Below are 22582 nucleotides of genomic sequence, written 5' to 3' on the forward strand. Positions count from 1 at the left end.
TATTACTGATGAAAATGCTCTCAATTGGTTTCATCATTGTGGTCTGTTTTTCAGCCCTATTAAATAGCTCTTTTTGTGGCTGGTTTGATCGCAAATTGCTGTAATTGCTCTTGAAACAACTTTACCAATTCAAGAGGATGCTCGTTTGCGCCGCCTAGCTTTAGCAGCCTTAAACGCTCAATTTGAGATTGATGGATGGAATCCAAGCCGCCGTTTGCGCCTTGTTCAATATCAAAACGATCCGGCGGCTTTTATAGCTTCTACTGCTCAGTTTATTTTTCCCACTCCAGAGATGGATGCGATCGCCCAATAGTTGTCAGCTTTTCGATAAAAAACCCGCTTTGTTGAGAAAGCGGGTAGAGTATTTTTAGCCAAAAGGTGTTAGTAATCTGACATTGGCAGACAAGAACAGATAAAATTGCGATCGCCAAAAGCGTTATCTATCCGACTAACCGCCGTCCAAAACTTATACTCTCGCGTCCACGATGCGGGATAAGCAGCGCTGTTACGACTATAAGAATGTTCCCATGCGTCAGCCATTAATACTTCCGCCGTATGGGGGGCATTTTTCAAGACATTATCTTGCATATCTGCGTTGCCTTGCTCAATCTCTGCGATCTCTTGGCGAATTAAAGTCATAGCTTGGCAAAAACGATCTAATTCTGCTTTCGATTCGCTTTCTGTGGGCTCTACCATAATCGTTCCAGCTACGGGCCAAGAAACTGTCGGCGCATGAAAGCCGTAATCCATAAGTCGTTTGGCAATATCATCTACCTCAATACTGGCGCTTTTTTTCAAGCTCCGCAAGTCCAAAATACACTCATGGGCGACGAGTCCAGCTTTGCCTTTATACAATACGGGATAATGATCTTGAAGTTGATGAGCAATATAGTTAGCGTTGAGAATTGCTACTTTAGTGGCTTGAGTTAACCCTTCAGCGCCCATCATGGCGATGTACATCCAGGAAATAGTCAAAATGCTGGCACTACCCCAAGGAGCCGCCGCTACCGCTCCGATACCTTGTCCGCCCAGAGAAACTACCGCGTGTCCTGGCAAAAATGGCACTAAATGAGCCATTACCCCAATGGGGCCCATTCCTGGCCCGCCGCCACCGTGAGGGATACAAAAAGTTTTGTGCAAGTTCAAGTGACAAACATCCGCGCCAAAGTCTCCCGGACGACATAAACCGACTTGGGCGTTCATATTTGCCCCATCCATGTAAACTTGTCCGCCGTGACTGTGAACTATAGCGCAGATATCCTTAATTTCCTCCTCAAAAACACCGTGAGTAGAAGGATAAGTTACCATCAGCGCCGCTAGTTCGTTGCTATGCTTTTGGGCTTTAGCTTGCAAGTCGGCTAAATCTACATTTCCTTGTTCGTCACAGGCGACGGGAACTACTTTCATGCCGCACATTACCGCACTAGCAGGGTTTGTACCGTGAGCGGAAGTAGGAATTAAACAAACATTTCGATGTCCTTCGTTGCGCTGTTCGTGGTACTGACGAATTACGAGTAAGCCTGTATATTCTCCTTGAGATCCTGCGTTTGGTTGCAGCGAAATTCCGGCAAAACCTGTAATTTCTCCTAGCCAGTCTTCAAGTTGGGCAAATAATTCTTGATAACCCCTAGTTTGACTTAGCGGTGCAAAGGGGTGAATGTTACCAAATTCTGCCCAGGTTACAGGCATCATTTCCGCCGTTGCGTTTAACTTCATCGTGCATGAACCCAAAGGAATCATTGATGTAGTTAAAGATAAATCTTTAGATTGCAAGCGGTACAGGTAACGTAAAAGCTCGGTTTCGCTCTTGTAACTGTTAAATACTGGATGAGTTAAGTAGCTGCTAGTCCGTTTTAAAGTGGGTGGATTTACTTTAACTTGACTTGCTAATTCTTCAATATTAAAAGGCAACTCACTATTCAAGGCAAAAATTTCTAACAGTTCTTGAACGTCTACTAATGTAGTAGTTTCATCTAAAGAAATGCCAAGAGATGTATTGCTCAAATCCCGGAGATTAATTTTTCGTTCTTGGGCGGCTTTGAGGATGCCCTTGACAATTAGGCGATCGCCCAGTTCTACCCTAACTGTATCAAAAATCTCTGTACTACCCAACTTATAACCCAACTTTTGCAAGCCTGTAGCCAACACTGCGGTCAAATCGTGGATATCTTGAGCAATGTTTCTTAGTCCTTCTGCGCCATGATACACCGCATACATACCCGCCATTACCGCTAGTAAAACTTGCGCCGTACAAATGTTGCTAGTGGCTTTGTCGCGTCTAATATGTTGCTCTCTTGTTTGCAAAGCTAAACGTAGCGCCGTTTTACCTTTTACGTCTTTAGAAACTCCCACAATTCGCCCTGGTACTTGGCGTTTATACTCCTCCTTGGTGGCGAAATAAGCCGCGTGAGGCCCCCCGTAGCCTAGGGGAATCCCAAAGCGCTGAGTGCTTCCTACAGCTATATCTGCGCCAAATTCTCCTGGAGGCATGAGCAAAGTCAAACTCAATATATCGGCAGCTACCGTTACTAAAGCGCCTTGAGTATGAGCTTTTTCTACAAAAGCGCGGTAATCATAAATTGTCCCGTCGGTGGCTGGATATTGCAGCAATCCGCCAAAAACTTGTTGCTCAAAGGTAAAATCTTGATGGTTGCCAACAATTACTTCAATACCTAATGGTTGGGCGCGAGTTTGGATAACTTCAATAGTTTGAGGATGACAGCTATTACTAACAAAAAATGCTTTTGATTTATTTTTGCTAATTCCATAGCTCATAGTCATAGCTTCCGCCGCCGCCGTTGCTTCATCTAACAAGGAAGCATTGGCAATTTCTAACCCTGTTAAGTCAATAATTACGGTTTGAAAATTGAGCAGCGCCTCTAGTCGTCCTTGGGCTATTTCTGGTTGATAAGGAGTATAAGCCGTGTACCAACCGGGATTTTCTAAAATATTTCTTTGAATTACAGGCGGGGTAATGCAGTTGTGGTAGCCCATGCCAATAAAAGAGCGAAAAACATCGTTTTTGAGCGAAATTGCCTTTAATTTGGTTAAAGCTGCTTGTTCGCTCAAAGCTGCGGGTAAATTTAGCCTTTTATTATACCTAATTGACTGGGGAACAGTTTTATCTATCAAGTCATCTAAGCTTGCTAGTCCTAATACTTCTAGCATTTGTTGAATTTGAGCGGCGTTCGAGCCAAGATGCCGTTGCAGAAAATCAGGCGATCGCGCTAATATTTCCTTGTCATTTATTGCTTGAGTAGGAAGACTAACTACCACTAAATGGCTCTCCAGGTGTGACTTTATACATATTCTGCAACATTTTTTTGCAAATGGGGACTAGATTATTAATAATTTTGAGTGAAAATTTATAGTTTTCTAGTCCCGCAATATAAAGTTAGTGACCTTCTACTAAAGCGCGGTATTCTGAAGCCGTTAAAGCATCATCCGCTTCGCTTTGATCGTCAACGCGGACTTTGAGCAACCAGCCTTCACCATAAGGATCTTCAGCTACTTGTTCGGGGGTTTCTATTACCGCCTCATTGCGCTCGATTATCGTACCGCTAATAGCTGATACTAAGTCTTCAACGGCTTTTACTGATTCTACTGAGCCAAAGGTTTCGCTCTTTGTGACAACTTCGCCAACTTCGGGCAATTCTAAAAAGACAATATCGCCTAATTGGTCTACAGCAAAAGCACTAATCCCAATAGTTGCAATATCGCCATCGAAGCGCACGTACTCGTGAGAGTCTAAGTATTTCAAGTCGTCTGGGTATTCTAAAGCCATAAAATTATTACTTTTTTGCTCCTAGGATTACTTTTTGCGCGATAGCGCAAGCGCGCCCGGTAACGGGCTTCGCACTTTGATAAAAATAGCAATAACAGGGATCGAATTGACAGCAATAGGGTAACTTATCTATTTTGCACTGCTTGTAGTATTAGGGAGTGCGAAGCCCTGCATACGCTTGTGCTATCGCGCTTCCTTATAATGAAATTAATGAAATTTGAAGCATTTTGCCTTAAACATTATGGATCTCCGGGCAAAATACTGTCCTCTAACGCCAAGTTTGAGATCGAAGCAGATAAAGCCCACTAACACCAAAAAGTTTGAGGTCTTGGAATGAGCAATAACGAGTTAATTTTGGCATCTAGGCTAATAGTACGTCCAGCAGAAGTCGCAGAAGCAGAAATAATTTTATCTTTTATTACCAAGAAGTCGGAGTTTGACCGCAATATCGGCGCTTTCTCCGGAAAGATTGAAACTTCCGCACCAAAAATCCGCCAAACTATCTTTAGTACCAATCCTTCAGCGCAAGTTTTGTTTGCTGAGATAGAACAACCGATTGGATTTGCTTTGTATTATTTTAGATACTCCTCGTTTAAAGGGTTGCCTAGTATTTGGCTTGACGATTTGTATGTAGATGAAAAATTTAGAAGTAAACAAGTAGGCGCAGCACTAATGAGTTATTTAGCTCAAGTTGCTAACAATCATCACTGTACTCACCTGGCTTGGACGGCTGATGTTCGCAATACTCGCACGGTTGGTTTTTATCATCGCTTGGGCGCAGAAGTTATAGAGCAAAAGGGTAACGTTTGTTTTTTCCAGTGGATACCGCAATAATGTACCTGCTTGAGGACAGATACAGTTTTTTAACCCAATACGTTAAATTAGAAGTACGCAGTCAGACATTCTCTACAGCATGAATTTACCTAATCTTGATTCGGAAGCTATCGATCGCATCCTAGAAATGGCGTGGGAAGATCGCACCCCCTTTGAAGCGATCGCCTTACAATTTGGATTACAAGAACCTCAAGTTATTGAGCTAATGCGGCAACAAATGCAAGCATCTAGCTTTAAGATGTGGCGCAAGCGCGTCACTGGGCGCAAAACTAAACACCTCAAACAGCGCGACTTTATAAGTGGGCGTTTTCGCTCTGATAATCAAAAAGGTTCGTAAAACTCAATAAGCTTTTTTATAAAAAGGTTTTTTAACTACCAATGCTGGGTAAGTTTTCCCTCTAATTTCTACTTCCAATGATTGCCCAATTTTAGCAAGTTCCGTAGGCACGTAAGCCAACGCTACCGGATAACCCAAAGTTGGCGATATTGTCCCGCTAGTAATTTCCCCTACAATCCGACCGTTTGATAATACTTGGTAGCCGTGACGGGCAATATTGCGCCCCTGCATTTGCAAACCTACAAGTTTCCTCGGTACTCCTGCTAATTTCTGCTGCTCTAATACCTTTCTGCCAATAAAATCACCTTTAGTATCTAAATGCACTAACCAGCCTAAACCCGCCTCTAGAGGTGTAGTGGTTTCATCAATATCCTGCCCGTAGAGTGCCATTGCTGCCTCTAAACGCAATGTATCTCTTGCACCCAAGCCGCAGGGAATAACACCCGCCTCAAACAGATTTTGCCATAACTGTATACCTACAGTTGGCTCTACCATAATTTCAAAGCCATCTTCTCCTGTGTAACCCGTCCGCGCTATAAACCCTGGCTGCTCTAATACAGTAGCGTTGAGGTGTCCAAAAGCCTGAATTGGGGTTAAATCTTCTTTGACAAATTGCTGTAAATAAGTAGCCGCTTGAGGCCCTTGGACGGCAATTAATACCTGTGGGGGTAGCTCCTGTAACTGTGCTAAATTTGGGTCTAACTCTTGCAACAACCAGGCTTTGTCTTTAGCATTAGTTGCAGCGTTGACAATTGCGATCGCGCGCTGCTGCCCCTTGGCATCTTCTCCTTGGTAGTAGAAAATAATATCATCAATAATCCCCCCTTGAGGATTTAATAGTACCGTGTACTGCGAAGTCCCGCTTTGCAATCGGCTTAAATCTGAAGGAACTAAACGCTGAAATTGAGTAATTAAATCTTTCCCTTGACACGCAAACTTACCCATGTGGGAAATATCAAACATTCCTGCCGAAGTTCTCACCGCTTGATGTTCGTTCCCAATTCCTCCAAATTGTACGGGCATTTCCCAACCGCCAAAGCTAGTTAGCCTAGCTTTGAGTTCTACAGCTAGTTGAAATAGTGGTGTTTGAGCTAGAGGTTGCAGTAATTCTTCGTTCGCCACAGATAGTTATTTTGGTAGGTGAATATTACCTTTATATCTTGGTTTCTAACCTTGGCTAGGGAAAGTTCTTTCTACAGCAAGTCTTATAAGAACCAGTATGTAGAATTAGCTAGAGAATCCGGGGTCATTTTTAAAGCCTAAACCCTCAGTTCTTAAAGCAAGTTCAAAGCGATTCTGGCTTAACAATTTCTGTCTTACCTCAATTAAATTATGGATATATATGGATATATAGGATCGCTTTACCGCCCGTAAATACGACAATAGGCAATAAACCAGTAAGTTATATTCGTATAGTAGAGCGCTATTGAGAAATCTTTATGATATTTGGACTTGGCAAAAAAACAACTCTCCCTACCGCCGAAAAAGCACTGCCTGGGCGATCGCAATCAATGCAAGTACCCAAGAGCCATTTCGTCAATAATAATCCCCTCCAGCCTCCTTATCCTGATGGTATGGAAACTGCTGTGTTTGGACTTGGCTGTTTTTGGGGAGCGGAGCGCAAGTTTTGGACGATAGAAGGCGTTTATACTACGGCGGTAGGCTACGCTGCCGGAATTACACCTAATCCTACCTACGAGGAAGTTTGTTCGGGAATGACAGGACACAATGAAGTAGTTTTAGTTGTCTTCGAACCCAAGGTTGTCAGCTACGAAACTCTGCTTAAAGTTTTCTGGGAAAGCCACAACCCAACTCAAGGAATGCGTCAAGGCAATGATGCCGGGACTCAATACCGTTCGGGCATTTATACTTATTCTGACAGTCAAAAACTTGCTGCCGAAGTTTCTAAAACCACTTATCAGCAAGCACTAACTAAAGCAGGCTACAAAGAAATTACTACCGAAATTGTTGATGCTCCTGAATTTTACTTTGCTGAAGGCTACCATCAACAGTACCTCGCCAAAAACCCCGGTGGTTATTGTGGTTTAGGTGGCACAAATGTTTCTTGTCCTATCGGCGTTCAAGTTTAACTTCTTCAGCTAAAAGTAACAAAAACATTGACAAGCGTATTCATAATGAGTACGCTTTATATAAGTTCACAAAGATTGAGTAGCCAAATTAATGTTGACTAATATTGAAGGGCAAAGAGTCCCTACTGTCACCTTTCGGACTCGCAAAGATAATCAATGGATGGATTTAACCACCGATGACTTATTTGCAGGTAAGACTGTAGTCGTATTTTCATTGCCTGGTGCTTTTACGCCAACTTGTTCTTCAACGCACCTCCCTGTTTATAACGAGTTAGCGCCAGTCTTTAAAAAAAACGGTGTAGATAGTATTGTCTGCATTTCTGTTAACGATACCTTCGTGATGAACGAATGGATGAAAGATCAACAGGCAAACAATCTCACAGTAATTCCCGATGGTAATGGCGACTTTACCGAAGGTATGGGAATGCTAGTAGATAAAACAGATTTAGGCTTTGGTAAGCGCTCGTGGCGCTATTCGATGCTAGTGAAAGATGGCTTGATTGAAAAAATGTTTATCGAGCCAAATGTACCCGGCGATCCCTTCGAGGTATCGGATGCGGATACAATGCTAAGTTATATCAATGCTGAAGCTGTCAAGCCCAAAGTAGTATCTTTGTTCACAAAAGTAGGTTGCCCTTTCTGCGCTAGTGCTAAAAAAATGCTCACTGAGCATGGCTTGGAATACGAAGAAATAGTATTGGGCAAAGAGATCACTAACCGCTCTTTACGGGCTGTTACGGGAGCAATAACCGTTCCTCAAGTGTTTATTAATAGCAAACTAATCGGCGACTCTGAGGCATTAGCTTCCTACCTTCAGGCTTCCTAGTGTATTGGTAGAGACGTAGCATTGCTACGTCTCTACATAATTAATTATTAGGGCGATCGCCAATCAAATTAAACATTCCCCCAAAGGTAGATTCTTTCGTTATGGCTAAAAAGTCATGAGGAAAGCCAAGCTCAATCGTGCTGACATCATCTAGAGCTTTTAAGTGTTCGGTTGATAGCTGAAAATCAAGACAAGCTAAGTCGGCTTGCAACTGGGATATTTTATTTGCTCCCAAAATAGGGATAATACCTTTGCTGCGTACCCAATTGATGGCTACTTGGGCGGGAGTGCAGCCCGTTTCTTGGGCTATTTGTTGAACAAGGCTGGCGATCGCAAATTCGTAATTAGTTAGTTCGCCAAACCCTACTTTGTTCAATGATACGGCTTCCGGGAGCGATTGACTATTGACTTTTCCTTTTAAAAGAATCCCACTTGCCAAAACAGACCAAGCAACTATGCCAATATTAAGCTTTTGTGCCATTGGCAAAAGTTCGCGCTCTGGAGTACGTTCTACTAAATTGTACTCAATTTGGGTAGCAATAAAGGGTGTCCAGCCGCGCAACTCAGCTATAGTATTAGCGCGAGATATCACCCAAGCAGGAGCATCGGCAATCCCAATATAAAGTACCTTCCCCGATCGCACCAAATCGTCAAAGGCGCGCATAATTTCTTCTATCGGAGTCACAAAGTCCCAAGAATGCAGCCAGAATAAATCGATATAATCGGTTTTGAGCCGCTTAAGACTTCTTTCTAAAGACTGCACCATATTTTTGCGTTGATTGCCTGCAAGGTTAGGATCGTTTGTTGGTAGGCTATCAGTGTATTTTGTAGATAAAACAATGCGATCGCGATCGGTGGCGATAAATTCTCCTAAAAACTTCTCACTACTACCACCGTTATAAACTTCGTTGGCGGTATCGATAAAATTTCCCCCGCCTTCTACAAACGCATCAAAAATTTGGCGGCTTTCTGGTTCGGAAATTCCCCAGCCAAAATCTTCTCCAAAACTCATAGTTCCTAAACAGATTTCTGAAACCCTTAGCCCACTGTTTCCAAGTAACTTGTATCTCATAACCTTTTGTTATATTTATCTACTGTTTTAAGCCCAAAAAATACTTTTTGGGCAACTTGGATTAAGGCTTTGCTAATTTTCGCTAAATCTTGATGAAAACACTATTAGGCTACGAATTTTTGCCCGTTACATTTGACTAAACTAGGCAAATACAGTTAGGATGAATGATTTGCACTGTCTCTAAAATTAGAGAAGCAGTTGTTGGTTGTTTATTAACGAGGTGAACATGGCAAAGCGCCGTAACCCCAAGAAAGAAAAGGCGCTACGGAACCAGGCATATGCCCGGAAGTTTCGTAAACGGACTACTACAGGGCGGTTCCAAAGAAGGTTTAATCAAAGATCGCCTAAGAGTGAAGAAGACGAAGGAGCAGCTACAACGGCTGCTGACTAAGTAGCACTCTAAAGTATGATTAATTAAAAAAAAGTGGCAGCGAACTAATTGCTGCCACTTTTTTATTTAGTTAAATAACGTTGCAAGTCTACGGTGCGTTGCTGTGTCACTCTAGAGATGCAAGCGGAGTAAGCAGCAGATGCGCCCGTACCTCCTTCCCATTCCCCTGCTTCGTATTCACAAGTGCGATCGCGAAATTTAATCCACTCCGACTGAGCTTGGGTTAATCTTTGCCTTTGTTTAGTAGATAGTTTTGGTCTTAATTTTTGATAGGTTTGGTTAAGTTGGCGATCGGCGGCTTTTGCTTCCCGCGCCGTACATTCATTTATCTCTACGGTATTTGTAGCTTTAACACAATTAATAGATAGTGTTAATGGCGGAGCAGCAATACTTTGTCCACCGAATAGAGAAATACTTGCGATAATTATCGTTAATAAGCGCCAATTCATGCTTTAACCTCGATTTGAACGCGAGCGGTAGCGATCGCACTTTTTACCTGCTCAAAGCCTGTACCACCGTAGCTATTACGGGCTGCAACTACTTGATGGGGTGCGATCGCATCATAAATATCTTCCGCAAAGGCTGGGTGCAATTGTTGCCATTCTTGCAGACTTAAATCTTTAAGTAATTTCCCTTCAGCTAAGCAAGTTTTGACTACTTTACCAACTAAATTGTAAGCAGTGCGAAAAGGAATACCCCGCGCTGCTAAATAATCGGCGACATCTGTTGCATTAGAAAAATCTTCCGCTACCGCTTGCGCTAGGCGTTTAGTCTGAAATTCTAAACCTTCTTGAAACAAAATTGTCATTGCTTCTAAGCAAGCCCTAACAGTTTTTACCGTGTCAAATAAAGCTTCTTTATCTTCTTGTAAGTCTTTGTTATAAGCTAGGGGTAATCCTTTCATTAACATCAATAACCCTTGCAGATGTCCGCAAACTCTCCCAGTTTTGCCCCTAACTAATTCTGGTACATCAGGGTTTTTCTTTTGAGGCATAATACTAGAACCTGTCGCACAGCTATCTGTAAGCTTGACAAATCTAAATTCTTCTGATGACCACAATATCACCTCCTCAGACAGGCGGCTGAGGTGAACCATGATAATGCTGGCTGCACTCAAAAACTCAATGGCAAAATCGCGATCGCTTACTCCGTCTAAACTATTTGCATAAACTCCATCAAAATGCAACAGTTCGGCGGTGTAGTGTCTATCAATAGGGAAAGTTGTCCCCGCCAAAGCACCGCTACCGAGGGGAGAGATATTTACTCGCTTATATACATCTTGCAGGCGTTCCCAGTCACGCTGAAGCATTTGCAAGTAAGCAAGCAGGTGATGAGCCAAACTTATCGGTTGAGCGCGTTGGAGGTGGGTATAACCGGGGATGAGCGTTTCGACATTTTGCTCGGCAATTTGAAGCAAAGTTTTTTGAAACTTGCGGATATCTGTACTAATAAACTCTATTTTGTCGCGCAGATATAAGCGAATGTCTGTACCAACTTGATCGTTACGGGATCTAGCAGTGTGTAGCTTTTTTCCCACCTCCCCAGTAATTTCTGTTAGTCGTTTTTCGACAGCAAAGTGTACGTCTTCCGCGTCAACTCCGGGGGTAAATTGTCCGCTCTTGTATTCAAGGCGTATTTGTTCCAATCCTTGAACTAATTGCTCGGCTTCCTCTGGGGGAATAATTTTACTATGAGCCAGCATTTTGGCGTGAGCAATGGAACCTGTAAGATCGTACTCAATTAATTCAATGTCAAAGCCAATACTAGCATTGAAAATTGCGATCGCTGGATGTAAAGCTGATTCAAATCGTTGGCTCCAAGTTGGTTGTTGACTCACAGCACCTTATAAGGACGGTTTTCGTCCCTGATAATACAATAAATAGACATTCAACTATAAAGGTTTTATCTACTTCAGTTTGTCAAAATAGATGCAACGGTTGTGCCAGACTTGGATAAATTATCTTTAGCTGCTGTTACGCGCTTGGTAAACTAACAATTAGCTAGTAGCTAGTCAGACTGCGGAACAAATAGCCGATGATTAATCCTGTAAGCAAAGCCCAAATTTGACCAGTGGCGACGAAATGAGCAAAAGCTTTTTGTACGTCGCCTCCTAAGTCTGTTTGTTTGAGAGTTTGAGCTACGATAGTCCAATTGATGGGTAGCTTTAGCAGTAGTTGAGATATAGGATCGTAGCCTTGGCTGAAACTATCTATAAAAGTGGTTACTGTCTCAATTGCCATCATTATTTTAAACTCCTAAACTAAAAATTCAGTTTTAACACCAAATAGCAAATAAGCCTCCAATTGTTAAAGGTGGAGACTTATTTGCAAATCTGTCTCTGAGCAATATACAGGAAATTAATAGTTTTTAGCTAAATGCGTGGCAAGTGTAGATAAAATTAATTTTCTGCTTTTAAGGCAAAAATCTTTTCTACAATATCTGCTACAACTATATCCGGTGTAGAAGCTCCCGAAGTTACTCCGATTGTAATTGCACCTTTTGGTAGCCAGTTTTGACTTACTTGCAAGTTACCATCTAGCAACCGATGCTCGATTCCTTTGGTATCAATGCGTTCAACGCAATCGATATGATAGGAAGCTATACCCCTTTCTACAGCGATTTCTTGCAAATGGGTAGTATTAGAAGAATTAAACCCGCCAATGACTACCATCAAATCTAGCTTTTCCTCGACAAGCTGAAACATCGCATCTTGACGCTCTTGAGTAGCATCGCAGATGGTATTGAAGGTTTGAAAATGCTCGGTTAGCTTACTTGGACTATATTTTCGCATCATTGTCCGCTCAAACAACTTGCCAATAAGCTCGGTTTCACTTTTGAGCATGGTAGTTTGGTTAGCAATCCCAATTTGTTTTAAGTCTTCATCGGGGTTGAATCCCTCCGAATGAGCATGGTTAAATTTGCTCATAAATTCGTTAGCGTCACCGCCATTGAGAATGTAAGACGCTACATACTCCGCTTGAGTGAGATTGAGGACGATTAAATACTTCCCAGCAAAAGAACTTGTGGCGATCGTTTCTTCATGGTTATATTTACCGTGAATAATTGATGTATAGTCGCCTTTTTTGTGCTTTTCAACGGTATTCCAAACCTTAGAAACCCAAGGACAGGTAGTATCGACGATTTTACACCCTTTATCGTTGAGTAGCTGCATTTCTTGGACGCTTGCGCCAAAGGCGGGAAGAATAACTACATCGCCAGAATTGACAACAGAAAAATCTTTGTTACCGTTAGTTACTTCAATAAATTTCACCTGCATTTCGCGCAAACGCTGATTTACTGAAGGATTGTGGATAATTTCGTTAGTAATCCAAATTTGTTCGGTAGGAAAATGCTGACGAGTTTCGTAAGCCATTGCTACGGCGCGTTCTACACCCCAACAAAACCCAAAAGACTCTGCAAGCCGGATCGTGACATCACCGCGCGTAAGAGTGTAGTTATTGTCACGGATAAGTTGAACTAAATTGCTTTGATACTCGGTTTTCAACAATGTAGCAACTTCGGCGGCTTTACCAAATCCTTTACGGTGGTAGTTTTCCGAATGTTGAAGCGACTTTTTAAAAGCTTTTGTATCCATTATTTATACGCCTTAAGGCAATTTAGATTAAACAGAATCTATGTCAAATTGTAGACTAATTCGTTTTACCAGCATTTAATAATATTTCTGCACCAAAACGCACAGGATCGGTACAAGGTAATTGTGTCTCTTTTTGAACTTGCGCGATCGCATCTTGTGCCATATTTTCATCCAAATGCGCCGTATTTAAAGCGATCGCTTTCACCTTCACCGCCTTAAACGCTCCCCCCGCCGTCGCCACTGTTTCATAGAGCTTAACGACCTCTGTAAGCGGTGGAATCAATACATTTGGGTGGTTGCGGACGTTAGTTTGTCCGGCACGGTGAACTAAAATTAATGCCGTTGGTTGCGTACCCCGAATTAAAGGTAAAGTTGCGGTAGAACCGGGATGTAAGAGCGATCCTTGTCCTTCTACGTGCAAAATATCACAATCGCCATAACGCATAACTAATTGTTCTACCGCACCTGCTGCATAATCTACTCGCACCGCATCTAAAGCTACACCATCGCCAGAAATCATGATTCCAGTTTGTCCTGTAGCGATAAAATGCGATCGCATTCCCTGTTTTTGAGCAGCTTTATGTAATTCTAAGCTAGTAGACATTTTACCGATTCCCATATCCGTACCAACGGTAAGGAAGCGGTGACAAGAAAGAGTTTGCGCTTTAGCACTAGCAACTTCTATATTGCTTGGTTCTTTTCTAACATCCCAAATCCATTGTCCAGATTTGAGGGTTTGAAATTCTGGCATAGTCTTCATTGGAGTATGCAAACCATTAACAATTGATAAACCTGCGGCTATAGCTTGCTTAATTTCTGCTAACCATTCAATAGGTAATATTCCTCCAGAAGGCGCAATTCCAATTACTAATACGGATGGCGCATAATTCAAAGCTTCTTCTACAGTACCGACAATCGGCACGTTGCGATTAATTCCCGTCAATTGCGGTAACGATTCTCCCGCACACTGGCGATCAATTACAGCAACAATAGAAGCATTGCTAAACCGCAGTAATGCTAAACCTGTTTTGCCATAAACACCTTTAACCCCATCATGGAGCAAAATAGCAACTTTTTTCTTGAAAAGCTTGGGGGAGGTAGAACCATCCCCCCAACTTTCCGCTTCGTTACTTCCCAACCGCACGATATTCTACTCCCAAACCTGGTTTATTATTAGGCTGCAATCTTCCTTGTTGCATTATTGCACCGCTAAAAGGATCGTCTATTAAATTCAAGTGACTATCCAAGTCGAGATAATCCGCTAAAGGCGATAAATGTACGGCGGCGGTATTTGCCAGGGTACTATCAGAATAACAACCAAACATTATTTGCAATCCGTAAGCTTTAGCAGTATGTACCATCCGCAGCGCTTCACTCAATCCGCCAGCTTTCATTAGCTTGATATTAATCCCCGCTACAGAGTTGGCAAGTAAAGGGATGTCTGCGCTAGTCATACAGCTTTCATCAACAAATATCGGTAAAGGCGATCGCTTTTTTAATTCTAATAACTTATTTTCCTCTCCTCTTGGCAATGGTTGTTCTACATACTTTATTCCCAATTTTCCCAGCCAAGCGCACATTGTCACCGCGTCTTCCAGACTCCAACCGCCATTAGCATCAACAAACAATTCTTGAACGGGTGCTACTTCTTGCACGGCTAACAGCATTGCTTTATCGGCTTCAATTCCTGCGGTACTTCCTAGCTTTATTTTCAGTACCTTGATATCTACGAATTTCAACCAATCAATAGTTCGTGCTTGCGCTTTTTCGGGGGAATTGATGCCAATTGTTACCGAAGTTGGGACAATGCGATCGCAATCTAACCCCCACAACTGCCATAAGGGTAAGTTTACCTGTTTCCCTAACCAGTCATACAAAGCTATATCTATTGCCGCTTGCGCCGAAGACGGAATCGAGTAGGATTGCAATACTTGCTGAATTTGTTGCCTTTGCAAAGGATGATAATTACTTAAAATTGGTGCAACTTGTTGTAATGCTATTTGCAGCATTTCAGTAGATTGGCTATGGTTTCCTAACGAAAAAGGCGAAGCTTCTCCCCAGCCTTCAATGCCATCTTGTGATACTTTCACCCAAATATTAGTTGTTTGCGCCGTTGTACCGCGACTAATAGTTAAAGGAAAACGCTTATTTACAGTGAATAAGTCAATGCTAATTTGCATAAGTTAGTATAAGTGCGATCGCAATGGAGAATTTATTATGAAAGAACTACCAGATGAAAAAAACCTACTAGAATTACTTGAACTTGCTAAACACTCTGAACGTAAAGCCAGAGAAATGAGTGAAGTCGCCACAAATATAGCCTATAAGTGGCAAAAGAAAGCAGAAGCTAAACGTAAAGCAGCAAGACAACAATTTTAAGTAACAGAATAAAATGCGATCGCGCTAAATAAAGCAAAGTCACTCTAAAGTTACTTCATTTTCTGAATAATCTGCTGTTAATTTAAAGATTTTCAGCCATTGAGAACCTAATAAAATCTCTCTAATTTCATCTCCAGCAAATACAGTAACTTCAAATTCCTGGTCGTCTATAACTACCCTACCTAAATAAACATCAAAAAATGATTCCCCTTGGGCTGACTTTAATTTATTTTGACGTAAAAATACCCAATCAAGGCTCTGTACATCTTGTTTATTCATTGCTACAAGTTCTGTAAAACCAGTATCTAGCATTGCTTCTACAGAAAGACTCAATCCATCTGTATCTATTAAATTGATATCGAAGTATATTTGTCCTTTGTCTCCAAATCGTCCTTGAATCATATTCTGCCACTGACACCAGTTTCATTAATGCCGAAAATATGGTGAATGACATTAGGGTGTTTTTCCCGTGCTTTTCGACTTGCTAGTTCATGATCTCGATCGATAAAATAATCTCCGCTATCTGGTTCAATAGCAATATACCAACCGTAGTATTTATCTAATATTTCCGGCTTCAACTGCTCAAAAATCGGCCAGCAGCGTTGATAAAAAGCTTCCCTTCTTGCTCGATTCTCTGCCTTTTTTTCTTCTGACAATTCAATCCCTGGGAAAACTCTACCGCGTCGGACATTGGGGTTAGGTGTAGATTGATTCATAGGTAATATTTTTTGATTAGTTTTCTCTACTTTAAAAGATCACGGGTGTTAACGGAGTTGGAATGAGATCGCCCTCTAACCCCTACAAAGGTAAGTTTGCCTGTTTTCTCAATCAGTTATGCGATCGCCATATCTACATCCAGCTAAGAATGTCTCTATTAGCGTGTGGGAGCGGGATTTAGAGTAACAGAGAGTCTTTGTGCAAGAAAGCTATTGGATGAATTGTAAGAATTTTGTTAGATATTCCTACATATTGGGAATACTAAGGTCAACCAATGAAGCCTAAAGCAGGGTAAATAATATGTTGACAATACAGTGGCAAGAAGAAATTACATTATTGCAGAAAAGTTTAAAACTTGAAATAAACAAAATATCTGCTGGTTCGGAAATTAATATAATCAAGCATATTTGCATAAACAACTTAAAATCAAAGCTGGAACGATTACAAGAAATTGAGACGATTCTTAACATAGACAAATATAAACTTATATTCATCGGTACGATTGGTCAAGGAAAGACAACAGCTATTTGTCATATTTTTAATTTGATAAGCGACTTTAAAGTTTCCAGAATTAACAATAAGAAAACTACAAATTTCATTGCAACTAAAGAATTATTATCAACAGGATCGGGACGAACTACTATATGCGAGGTAATTCTTAAAGCTGCGGAAAAAACTTATATAGAAATAGAGCCTTATACTGTCGATGAGATGGAAAGTCTTATTTTTGAATTCTGCGACTCTATTGCAAATGAAAATAGTTCTAATCCAGAGTCTAAACCAATTATTTCTCAAGAGATTGAAAAAGCTATTAGGAATATAGTAGACCTGAAAATAATTTTCAAATCTGTTACGGAGGATAACAAAACTAAAAGCGTTCCAATTGATAAAGCTAAAGAATTATTTAAAGAGTTTGGAGAAGATGTACTAAGAAAGACTGCATTATTTAATGCAAACCTTGAATCTAGAACTATTATCAAAATTGATTTTGACAATCAAAACAAGGAACACGAATGGATAAAAGATACTTTCGCTGCTATTAATAATGTCCAATTACAAGAATTTGCTATACCAAGAAAAATAAATCTTTACGTCAGCGATAAGGTTTTATCTAGTTCAAATTTGTATCAGTTTGATTCTGTCGTTGACACCAAAGGACTAGATGAAAACCCAATTCGTAAAGACTTACAAAAATACATTGAAAGTCAAGATACGATTTGTCTTTTCGTAACTCCCTTCAATTCCGCTCCTGAAGCTAATATTAGTAAATTAATTAATTATCATCTTGCATCTAAATCAAAAGACTTTCATCATAGATTTGTAACATTGGTATTACCTCACATAAATGAACCTGAGAATGTAAATACTGCTGACGGAGATGGGGATTTAGGAATTCTAATTAAAAGCCAAGAAATACAAGGCGCGTTTAACAACTTAAACTTAGACTTTTTTCCAGAAAATATATTGTTTTATGATGCTTTAAAATATTACCATAGTAATCAAAATGCACTTAGACTGAATGAAGACTACGCAGAAGAAGATGTACAAGCAGATAAAAATAAATTTATTGAAGCTGTAGCAGGTGTAGTAGAACGTAGGAAAAATATTTTATTAGCCGAGATTAAAAGTATCCGAGAAAGCTTTGCGAAAATTAAGAATGGCGATGCTTTGACAAAAACAGAAATTAAAGCAATTGAAAACGCTATTCAAAAATTAAAGAGCTTACAACAATTAGGTCAAAGAATACCTGGTTTTGTTTATGAAGACTTTACTAAAAACTACATTGAATACTATTGCACTATTCATAAAGCATGGAACACTAAACACGCTATTCATAGAAGATTTGGTTACTATGAGCCAAGGGATATAGACATATATTATGACGCAAAGGTTTTTGTTGAAGGAACAGATGAAAATCAAATGCTGAAAAAGTTTACTAGAGAAGTGAAACAGGAGTTAGAAAATATTTTAAATGAGCTTACTTCTGCAAATGAATCTTTAGAGACACTTATCCCGGAATTAGTTAAAGAATTTTACGCATTATATGATAGTTTTATCTACACAGTTGGGACAGAAATTCAATGTGAGATTGTAAGAAAACTCTCACCTCAAAGTGAACAATCTGATTTTTGGAATGCTCTAATAAATGAAAAAGGTAAGGTTCATCCACCGGGAGAAACCTACACAGAGAATATATGTGAAATATTTATGCGAGAACTTAAATTAGAAACAAGCTTGAATAAGTTTTTACAAAGCAAAGCTGAATATCATTGGGAGAAATTAGTTAGTAAGATATTAGACTTTTTTGGGCAAAACTAAATAGTATTGATTAGGAAATCAATACACAATTTGGGGCGCAATATATTTGTGTCCCTAAAAAATTTTATCAACTGTTACTCAATTTCAAACTATTTATGATTCATTTAAACGCAGAAATGCAAAGCAAGCTTGATATATATCCTAAAAACAATCAGAAATACACAAGATGTTTAATTAGGAAAACAGAAATTGCACTTAATGGAAGACCAGAGGAGTTAGTCAGACAGATGTTTATTCACTATCTAATTAAAGAAAGTGGATTATTAGCTAATAAAATTAATATTAAAATTGAATCAAACAATCATGATATAGAAATATATAGAAGAGAAAGAAATCATAATTTTAAGCCTCATCAAGCTCCGCTAATAATTGTGGAAGTAAAACGAGAAAATACAAATTTGCCAAATCATTACCCTCAGATCAAAAGATATCTAAAAAATGCTCGTTGCAACCTAGGGATTTTATATAACTATCATCAAATTATACTATTTACTAAAATAGTAAATGAATTAGACAATTTTGAAGATAAACATCTTAGAAATTTTCAAGATGTAGAAAACTTGATTTTAACAGAAGGCAATGACATTGATAGCAATTTAGTAGAGTTTGAAAAAGCTGAGAATGGAAATTTTGAAAGTTTTACTTACCTCGTGAAAAAATATGGAAAGTATACAACTAATACAATAGTATTTAAACTGAAAAATCAGCAGCTAAAAACAAAAGGAGCTTTTTTTAACGTTCAAGGAAATAAAGTATATTACGATCCATGCGGTCAATTTGCTGACAAGCAACAATTTTTTGAGCGTCAACATTTTGAAAAATTAGTTTCTATCACGTACTAAATAGTTACAGGAGCGATATTGTACATCTGCAACGGGTAACAGAATCCGCCGCTACTGCACCAGGTGCGATCGCTAGTTAGCAATTAGCAACTGGGATGAAAAGTTTGTTGGTTGGGGAGGCAAAGCTCAAAATATCATCGAACGATATCTACAAGATGGGCGATTTTTGTCTCAATGCCCAAAACTTGTATACTTACATCTACCTAATCCACCCAACCAACACCGGACGGAAACAGCTTTTGTATACCAAAATAGACAACACTACTACACCACTATAAAATCTCGATGCAAAGATAATTAAGCGCTAACGGCTTCTTTTTGCTTAACTGTCGCAAGCTGTTTTTTTGGCTGCATTAGATCGGTATATAAATCGCCTAATTGAACTGCTACACCTTCCCAGCTAAACAGTTTTTCTACTCGTCTTCTCGCTGCAACGCCCATTTTTTCCCGTTCTTCTGGAGATAATGAAAGAATGCGATCTATTGCTTGGGAGAAAGCCGCGTCATCTTTTGCTGGTGCAAGTAACCCTGTTTCTTCAGGAACTACTGTAAACTGCAATCCGCCTACATCACTGGCAATTACTGGGGTTGCACTTGCCATTGCTTCGATTGCTACTAATCCAAAGGGTTCGTAATGACTGGGTACAACGCACACATCCGCCGCCGCATAGTAATTATGCAATGTCTCGTCACCCAAACGACCGGGGAAGACAGTAATATCGGTCATTCCTAATTCAGCTACAATACTTTCAATGCGATCGCGTTCCATACCGTCGCTTTGTCCCGGACGCGAACCACCACCAATAATTAACTTTATATCTTTTTTACCCCGTAGTTGCGATTGACCTACGGCTCTAACTAGCGTTTCAATCCCTTTACGAGGATCGAATCTACCTACATATAAAATTACCAATGATTCGGGATCTATGTCTAATTCTTGTCTCGCTTGCGCTCTAGTTACCGAACCAAAACGATGAATATCTGTACCGCAAGGAATTATATCAATATTTCCTTGTTTCGATACCAACTGTCGCATATGGACTTTTTCTTGAGGACTCGTTGCTACAATACTTTCAGCCGTTTCTAGCACTGCTTTCTCAACATCTAATCGCTTCTTAGCAATTAAAGGAACTGTTGGAACTGATTTGTATTTGACATAGCCCAAGGAGTGATAAGTATGAACTTGCTTGCTACCTTGAATTTTCTTTAACTGCATTCCCACCCAAGCAGAGATCCAGTAGTTAGTATGAACCAAAGCATACTTAATCCCATTATCTTTTTGAAACTTTAATATTTGCTGGACAAATTCAGCAGCGTAGGGAAATATATTATCTCTTGGTACAAATTCTTCAGGCCCAGCCACTAAACGAATTGTTCTACAATTAGAAGAGTGTTGAACGATTGCGGCTTGCTCGGCGTTGGCTTTGCGGGTAAACATATCTACTTGCCATCCAAGGAGAGCTAACGCTTCCCCTACTTGGCGCACGTAAACATTCTGTCCACCAGCTTCTTCTTTCCCTATTTCAATTGCAGGATCGCCGTGAACTGAAATTAAGGCAATGTGCTTTCGATTTGAGGTATTCATAGCTGATAATTACCAGATTTTAACTAAGTTTTATATAGAGTCCGCTTTGGGCGGTTTCCTTTTAGTGGAGCAGAATATTTTTGATTCCTGTTAATTAATATAAAGTTGATTAAAATTCTGGGCATCCACTGCGGGAAAGATTTTATATACTCTAATTGTCCGTCTTGCGGCTTTTTTCAGGCATAAAGTGTATTTTAAAATTTTTGTCAATCCCCCAATCTTGGTATGTATAGGGTATTTTAAGCTATTTTAGTTACTAAATAAACTTTTCTCAATTTAATAGACTATCACAGGTATTATTATTTACATTTTATCTTATATTTAGCCTAAACGAAGTTAGTTGCAAGCAGTCAAAATTGTTTTGCTTCAACGACTTAAACTAAGTATTAGTTAAAGGTGAAAAGTTTAATAGAGTATTAATTAGTTCATTACAATAGCGCTATGCAATTAGAGTTTGTGCCAATTGAAGATTTTTACTTTGCTTTGACACTGGCAGTCCGACCATTGGAAGATATTGGTGATGAGGATTTGGTCGCCCTAGTGCGATCGCGTTTAGAGTTATTGTGCGGTCAACCTTCAACGATTGCGGCGGCTACCCAAAATAATTTTAACTATGTCTTTGTCGTTGATGACAGCAATCATAGCCCGACTTCAAAGTTAGTCGTATCTATAGCAGATTGGCAAAATAAACTCCGCCTTAGTAGCGATTATGGCTGGGAGTTAGACAAAGAACGTAAACCTGTGCGTACTGAACTATTTAACCAACGTTCAGATTTTGCTCATCAATTGCGATCGCATTTAGAAGCCTGGCTAGAAATTCCTCTACCAAATTCTTCAGTTTCTTAAAAATAGGGTAATGGGCAACAATTACCCATTACCCATTAGCCATTACCCATTCGTAGTTTGGGCTGCCAACATTTGCTTGAGCTTTTCTAAATCCGCAGCCCAGCGAGGATCGGGTTGTACTCCTTCGCTAGTTTCGGTGGTGCTAGTTGTTGTGGTACTAGCAGGGCGACGAGATTTTTTATTGTTGCTATTGTTGCTGGTGGTGCGCTTAGTTGGGGCTGGTTTATCTGAAGTTACGCTACTGGTAATAGGACTCGCCTCATTATCCATCGGACGCTGTTCGCCGTCTTCCTCTGCACCTTTGGTACGAGGTAAAGCTTTCTCGATTTTTATAGGTATATCTTTAAATAAATAACCATTAAATTTTTCAATTATTTTGTCAGCGTGTTCGTCATCATTGACAGTTACAAAGCCAAAGCCGCGACATTTGCCTGTTTTGCGGTCTTTAATTACTTTAGTAACTACTGAATCGCCTTCCTCTGCAAAAACTGCTTGCAGGTCTTGACGTTCTACTTCTTCTTTGGGCAGATTACCAATATATAAACGAACTGACATGAACTATTCCTCTACAAATTGACAAAAAAATAATTTGGCATCGAACCGCTTAGTTGAGATTTGCTGATAATAAAGTGACATTGACTCTTGCTGCCACTAACTAATTTTTAAATTTTATCTAGCTTATCTATACCTTACAGGTGCAGTTTGTTAATTCAGTATTTCAATTATTAATCTCCTGAAAAAAATTTGGCTTTACAACTGCTTTCTCATTTGATGATTTGTTCAGTTGATCGCCTTTTTGCCATGAGCAACGTTTCTAATGCTACTAACCTGTAACGGTGACACTATTTTTTACAATATCACGCTCAGAGCTTGTAGGGTAGTTAATTGCATATAATTCCACCTTTAGCAATACTTGGGTTCTTACCTACCTAATTCCGTCCTTCTTAGTGCGGATATTGGCGGCTG

25 protein-coding genes are annotated in these 22582 nt (G+C 40.0%); 11 read left to right on the forward strand and 14 right to left on the reverse strand.

The genetic code is table 11. The features are described 5' to 3' along the window. The first annotated feature begins 145 nt into the window (after window positions 1–145). Window positions 146–313, forward strand: coding sequence for a hypothetical protein (locus C7B70_RS26330; protein ID WP_158260484.1), 168 nt, complete (start codon window positions 146–148; stop codon window positions 311–313). Window positions 314–381: 68 nt separating this feature from the next. On the opposite strand, the gene gcvP is transcribed toward C7B70_RS26330, so the two are convergent. Together gcvP and gcvH are read right to left on the reverse strand one after the other, a co-directional pair. Further along, a complete protein-coding gene (gcvP, locus tag C7B70_RS11510; RefSeq protein WP_106369193.1) occupies window positions 382–3276 on the reverse strand; it encodes an aminomethyl-transferring glycine dehydrogenase in 2895 nt (964 codons plus the stop codon). Between the two features lie 118 nt (window positions 3277–3394). Beyond that, the gene (gene gcvH, locus C7B70_RS11515; RefSeq protein WP_106369194.1) at window positions 3395–3784 is read right to left on the reverse strand and encodes a glycine cleavage system protein GcvH; all 390 of its coding nucleotides are present in this window, start codon (window positions 3782–3784) and stop codon (window positions 3395–3397) included. A 333-nt stretch (window positions 3785–4117) separates the two neighbouring features. Here gcvH and C7B70_RS11520 point away from each other — a divergent pair, with 333 nt between their 5' ends. Both C7B70_RS11520 and C7B70_RS11525 read left to right on the forward strand, forming a co-directional pair. Continuing rightward, on the forward strand, window positions 4118–4618 hold the full coding sequence (locus tag C7B70_RS11520) for a GNAT family N-acetyltransferase (RefSeq protein ID WP_106369195.1): 501 nt from the start codon (window positions 4118–4120) through the stop codon (window positions 4616–4618). 79 nt (window positions 4619–4697) lie between these two features. Continuing rightward, window positions 4698–4955: a TIGR03643 family protein gene (locus C7B70_RS11525; RefSeq protein ID WP_106369196.1), complete on the forward strand. Its 258-nt coding sequence runs from the start codon at window positions 4698–4700 to the stop codon at window positions 4953–4955. A gap of 3 nt (window positions 4956–4958) precedes the next feature. Here the strand turns inward: C7B70_RS11525 and gcvT are convergent, their stop codons facing one another. Continuing rightward, a complete protein-coding gene (gene gcvT, locus C7B70_RS11530; RefSeq protein ID WP_199192214.1) occupies window positions 4959–6059 on the reverse strand; it encodes a glycine cleavage system aminomethyltransferase GcvT in 1101 nt (366 codons plus the stop codon). Window positions 6060–6394: 335 nt separating this feature from the next. Between gcvT and msrA the strand changes: the two genes are divergently transcribed. Then, window positions 6395–7045 carry a peptide-methionine (S)-S-oxide reductase MsrA gene (gene msrA, locus C7B70_RS11535; RefSeq protein ID WP_106369198.1) on the forward strand — a complete coding sequence of 217 codons (651 nt, stop codon included), beginning with the start codon at window positions 6395–6397 and terminating at the stop codon, window positions 7043–7045. Window positions 7046–7136: 91 nt separating this feature from the next. Then, a complete protein-coding gene (locus tag C7B70_RS11540; protein WP_106369199.1) occupies window positions 7137–7871 on the forward strand; it encodes a glutathione peroxidase in 735 nt (244 codons plus the stop codon). Between the two features lie 40 nt (window positions 7872–7911). Here the strand turns inward: C7B70_RS11540 and C7B70_RS11545 are convergent, their stop codons facing one another. Further along, the gene (locus tag C7B70_RS11545) at window positions 7912–8943 is read right to left on the reverse strand and encodes an aldo/keto reductase (RefSeq protein ID WP_106369200.1); all 1032 of its coding nucleotides are present in this window, start codon (window positions 8941–8943) and stop codon (window positions 7912–7914) included. Between the two features lie 226 nt (window positions 8944–9169). On the opposite strand from C7B70_RS11545, the gene C7B70_RS26965 reads away from it, so the two are divergent. Next, window positions 9170–9334 (forward strand): hypothetical protein, encoded by a 165-nt coding sequence (locus C7B70_RS26965; protein ID WP_009632648.1) that lies wholly within the window; start codon window positions 9170–9172, stop codon window positions 9332–9334. Between the two features lie 62 nt (window positions 9335–9396). On the opposite strand, the gene C7B70_RS11550 is transcribed toward C7B70_RS26965, so the two are convergent. From C7B70_RS11550 to C7B70_RS11575, 6 genes are all read right to left on the reverse strand, one after another. Then, window positions 9397–9783 (reverse strand): lysozyme inhibitor LprI family protein, encoded by a 387-nt coding sequence (locus C7B70_RS11550; protein ID WP_106369201.1) that lies wholly within the window; start codon window positions 9781–9783, stop codon window positions 9397–9399. Next, window positions 9780–11171 carry an argininosuccinate lyase gene (argH, locus tag C7B70_RS11555; RefSeq protein ID WP_106369202.1) on the reverse strand — a complete coding sequence of 464 codons (1392 nt, stop codon included), beginning with the start codon at window positions 11169–11171 and terminating at the stop codon, window positions 9780–9782. The genes C7B70_RS11550 and argH overlap by 4 nt, the downstream gene beginning before the upstream one ends. Window positions 11172–11334: 163 nt before the next feature. Further along, on the reverse strand, window positions 11335–11577 hold the full coding sequence (locus C7B70_RS11560) for a hypothetical protein (protein WP_199192217.1): 243 nt from the start codon (window positions 11575–11577) through the stop codon (window positions 11335–11337). Between the two features lie 155 nt (window positions 11578–11732). Beyond that, window positions 11733–12929 carry a 4-hydroxy-3-methylbut-2-enyl diphosphate reductase gene (locus C7B70_RS11565; protein WP_106369203.1) on the reverse strand — a complete coding sequence of 399 codons (1197 nt, stop codon included), beginning with the start codon at window positions 12927–12929 and terminating at the stop codon, window positions 11733–11735. A gap of 55 nt (window positions 12930–12984) precedes the next feature. After that, a complete protein-coding gene (locus tag C7B70_RS11570) occupies window positions 12985–13995 on the reverse strand; it encodes a DUF1611 domain-containing protein (protein WP_233220907.1) in 1011 nt (336 codons plus the stop codon). Window positions 13996–14056: 61 nt separating this feature from the next. Beyond that, window positions 14057–15109 (reverse strand): dipeptide epimerase, encoded by a 1053-nt coding sequence (locus C7B70_RS11575; protein ID WP_106369204.1) that lies wholly within the window; start codon window positions 15107–15109, stop codon window positions 14057–14059. Window positions 15110–15146: 37 nt separating this feature from the next. Between C7B70_RS11575 and C7B70_RS26970 the strand changes: the two genes are divergently transcribed. After that, window positions 15147–15308, forward strand: a complete 162-nt coding sequence (locus C7B70_RS26970; RefSeq protein WP_199192206.1) for a hypothetical protein — start codon at window positions 15147–15149, stop codon at window positions 15306–15308. Between the two features lie 39 nt (window positions 15309–15347). Here the strand turns inward: C7B70_RS26970 and C7B70_RS11580 are convergent, their stop codons facing one another. Then, a complete protein-coding gene (locus C7B70_RS11580) occupies window positions 15348–15710 on the reverse strand; it encodes an aspartyl protease (RefSeq protein WP_106369205.1) in 363 nt (120 codons plus the stop codon). Further along, a complete protein-coding gene (locus C7B70_RS11585; protein ID WP_106369206.1) occupies window positions 15707–16024 on the reverse strand; it encodes a hypothetical protein in 318 nt (105 codons plus the stop codon). Before C7B70_RS11585 ends, C7B70_RS11580 begins: the two co-directional genes overlap by 4 nt. 301 nt (window positions 16025–16325) lie before the next feature. Here C7B70_RS11585 and C7B70_RS11590 point away from each other — a divergent pair, with 301 nt between their 5' ends. The 3 genes from C7B70_RS11590 (at window position 16326) to C7B70_RS27675 (ending at window position 19464) form a co-directional block, all read left to right on the forward strand. Further along, window positions 16326–18344 carry a hypothetical protein gene (locus C7B70_RS11590; protein WP_106369207.1) on the forward strand — a complete coding sequence of 673 codons (2019 nt, stop codon included), beginning with the start codon at window positions 16326–16328 and terminating at the stop codon, window positions 18342–18344. A gap of 95 nt (window positions 18345–18439) precedes the next feature. Continuing rightward, window positions 18440–19186, forward strand: coding sequence for a type I restriction enzyme HsdR N-terminal domain-containing protein (locus C7B70_RS11595; protein WP_106369208.1), 747 nt, complete (start codon window positions 18440–18442; stop codon window positions 19184–19186). 95 nt (window positions 19187–19281) lie between these two features. Continuing rightward, on the forward strand, window positions 19282–19464 hold the full coding sequence (locus C7B70_RS27675) for a hypothetical protein (RefSeq protein WP_233220901.1): 183 nt from the start codon (window positions 19282–19284) through the stop codon (window positions 19462–19464). A gap of 19 nt (window positions 19465–19483) precedes the next feature. Here the strand turns inward: C7B70_RS27675 and C7B70_RS11600 are convergent, their stop codons facing one another. Continuing rightward, window positions 19484–20770, reverse strand: a complete 1287-nt coding sequence (locus tag C7B70_RS11600; RefSeq protein WP_106369209.1) for a glycosyltransferase family 1 protein — start codon at window positions 20768–20770, stop codon at window positions 19484–19486. Window positions 20771–21211: 441 nt separating this feature from the next. Here C7B70_RS11600 and C7B70_RS11605 point away from each other — a divergent pair, with 441 nt between their 5' ends. After that, entirely contained in the window at window positions 21212–21616 is a 405-nt protein-coding gene (locus C7B70_RS11605) for a hypothetical protein (protein ID WP_106369210.1), read from the forward strand. 42 nt (window positions 21617–21658) lie between these two features. Here C7B70_RS11605 and C7B70_RS11610 read toward each other — a convergent pair whose 3' ends face one another. Next, on the reverse strand, window positions 21659–22171 hold the full coding sequence (locus tag C7B70_RS11610; protein ID WP_106369211.1) for an RNA-binding protein: 513 nt from the start codon (window positions 22169–22171) through the stop codon (window positions 21659–21661). Between the last annotated feature and the right edge of the window lie 411 nt (window positions 22172–22582).

Origin of the sequence: Chlorogloea sp. CCALA 695 (assembly GCF_003003885.1) — a bacterium.
Lineage (GTDB): Bacteria > Cyanobacteriota > Cyanobacteriia > Cyanobacteriales > Chroococcidiopsidaceae > Aliterella.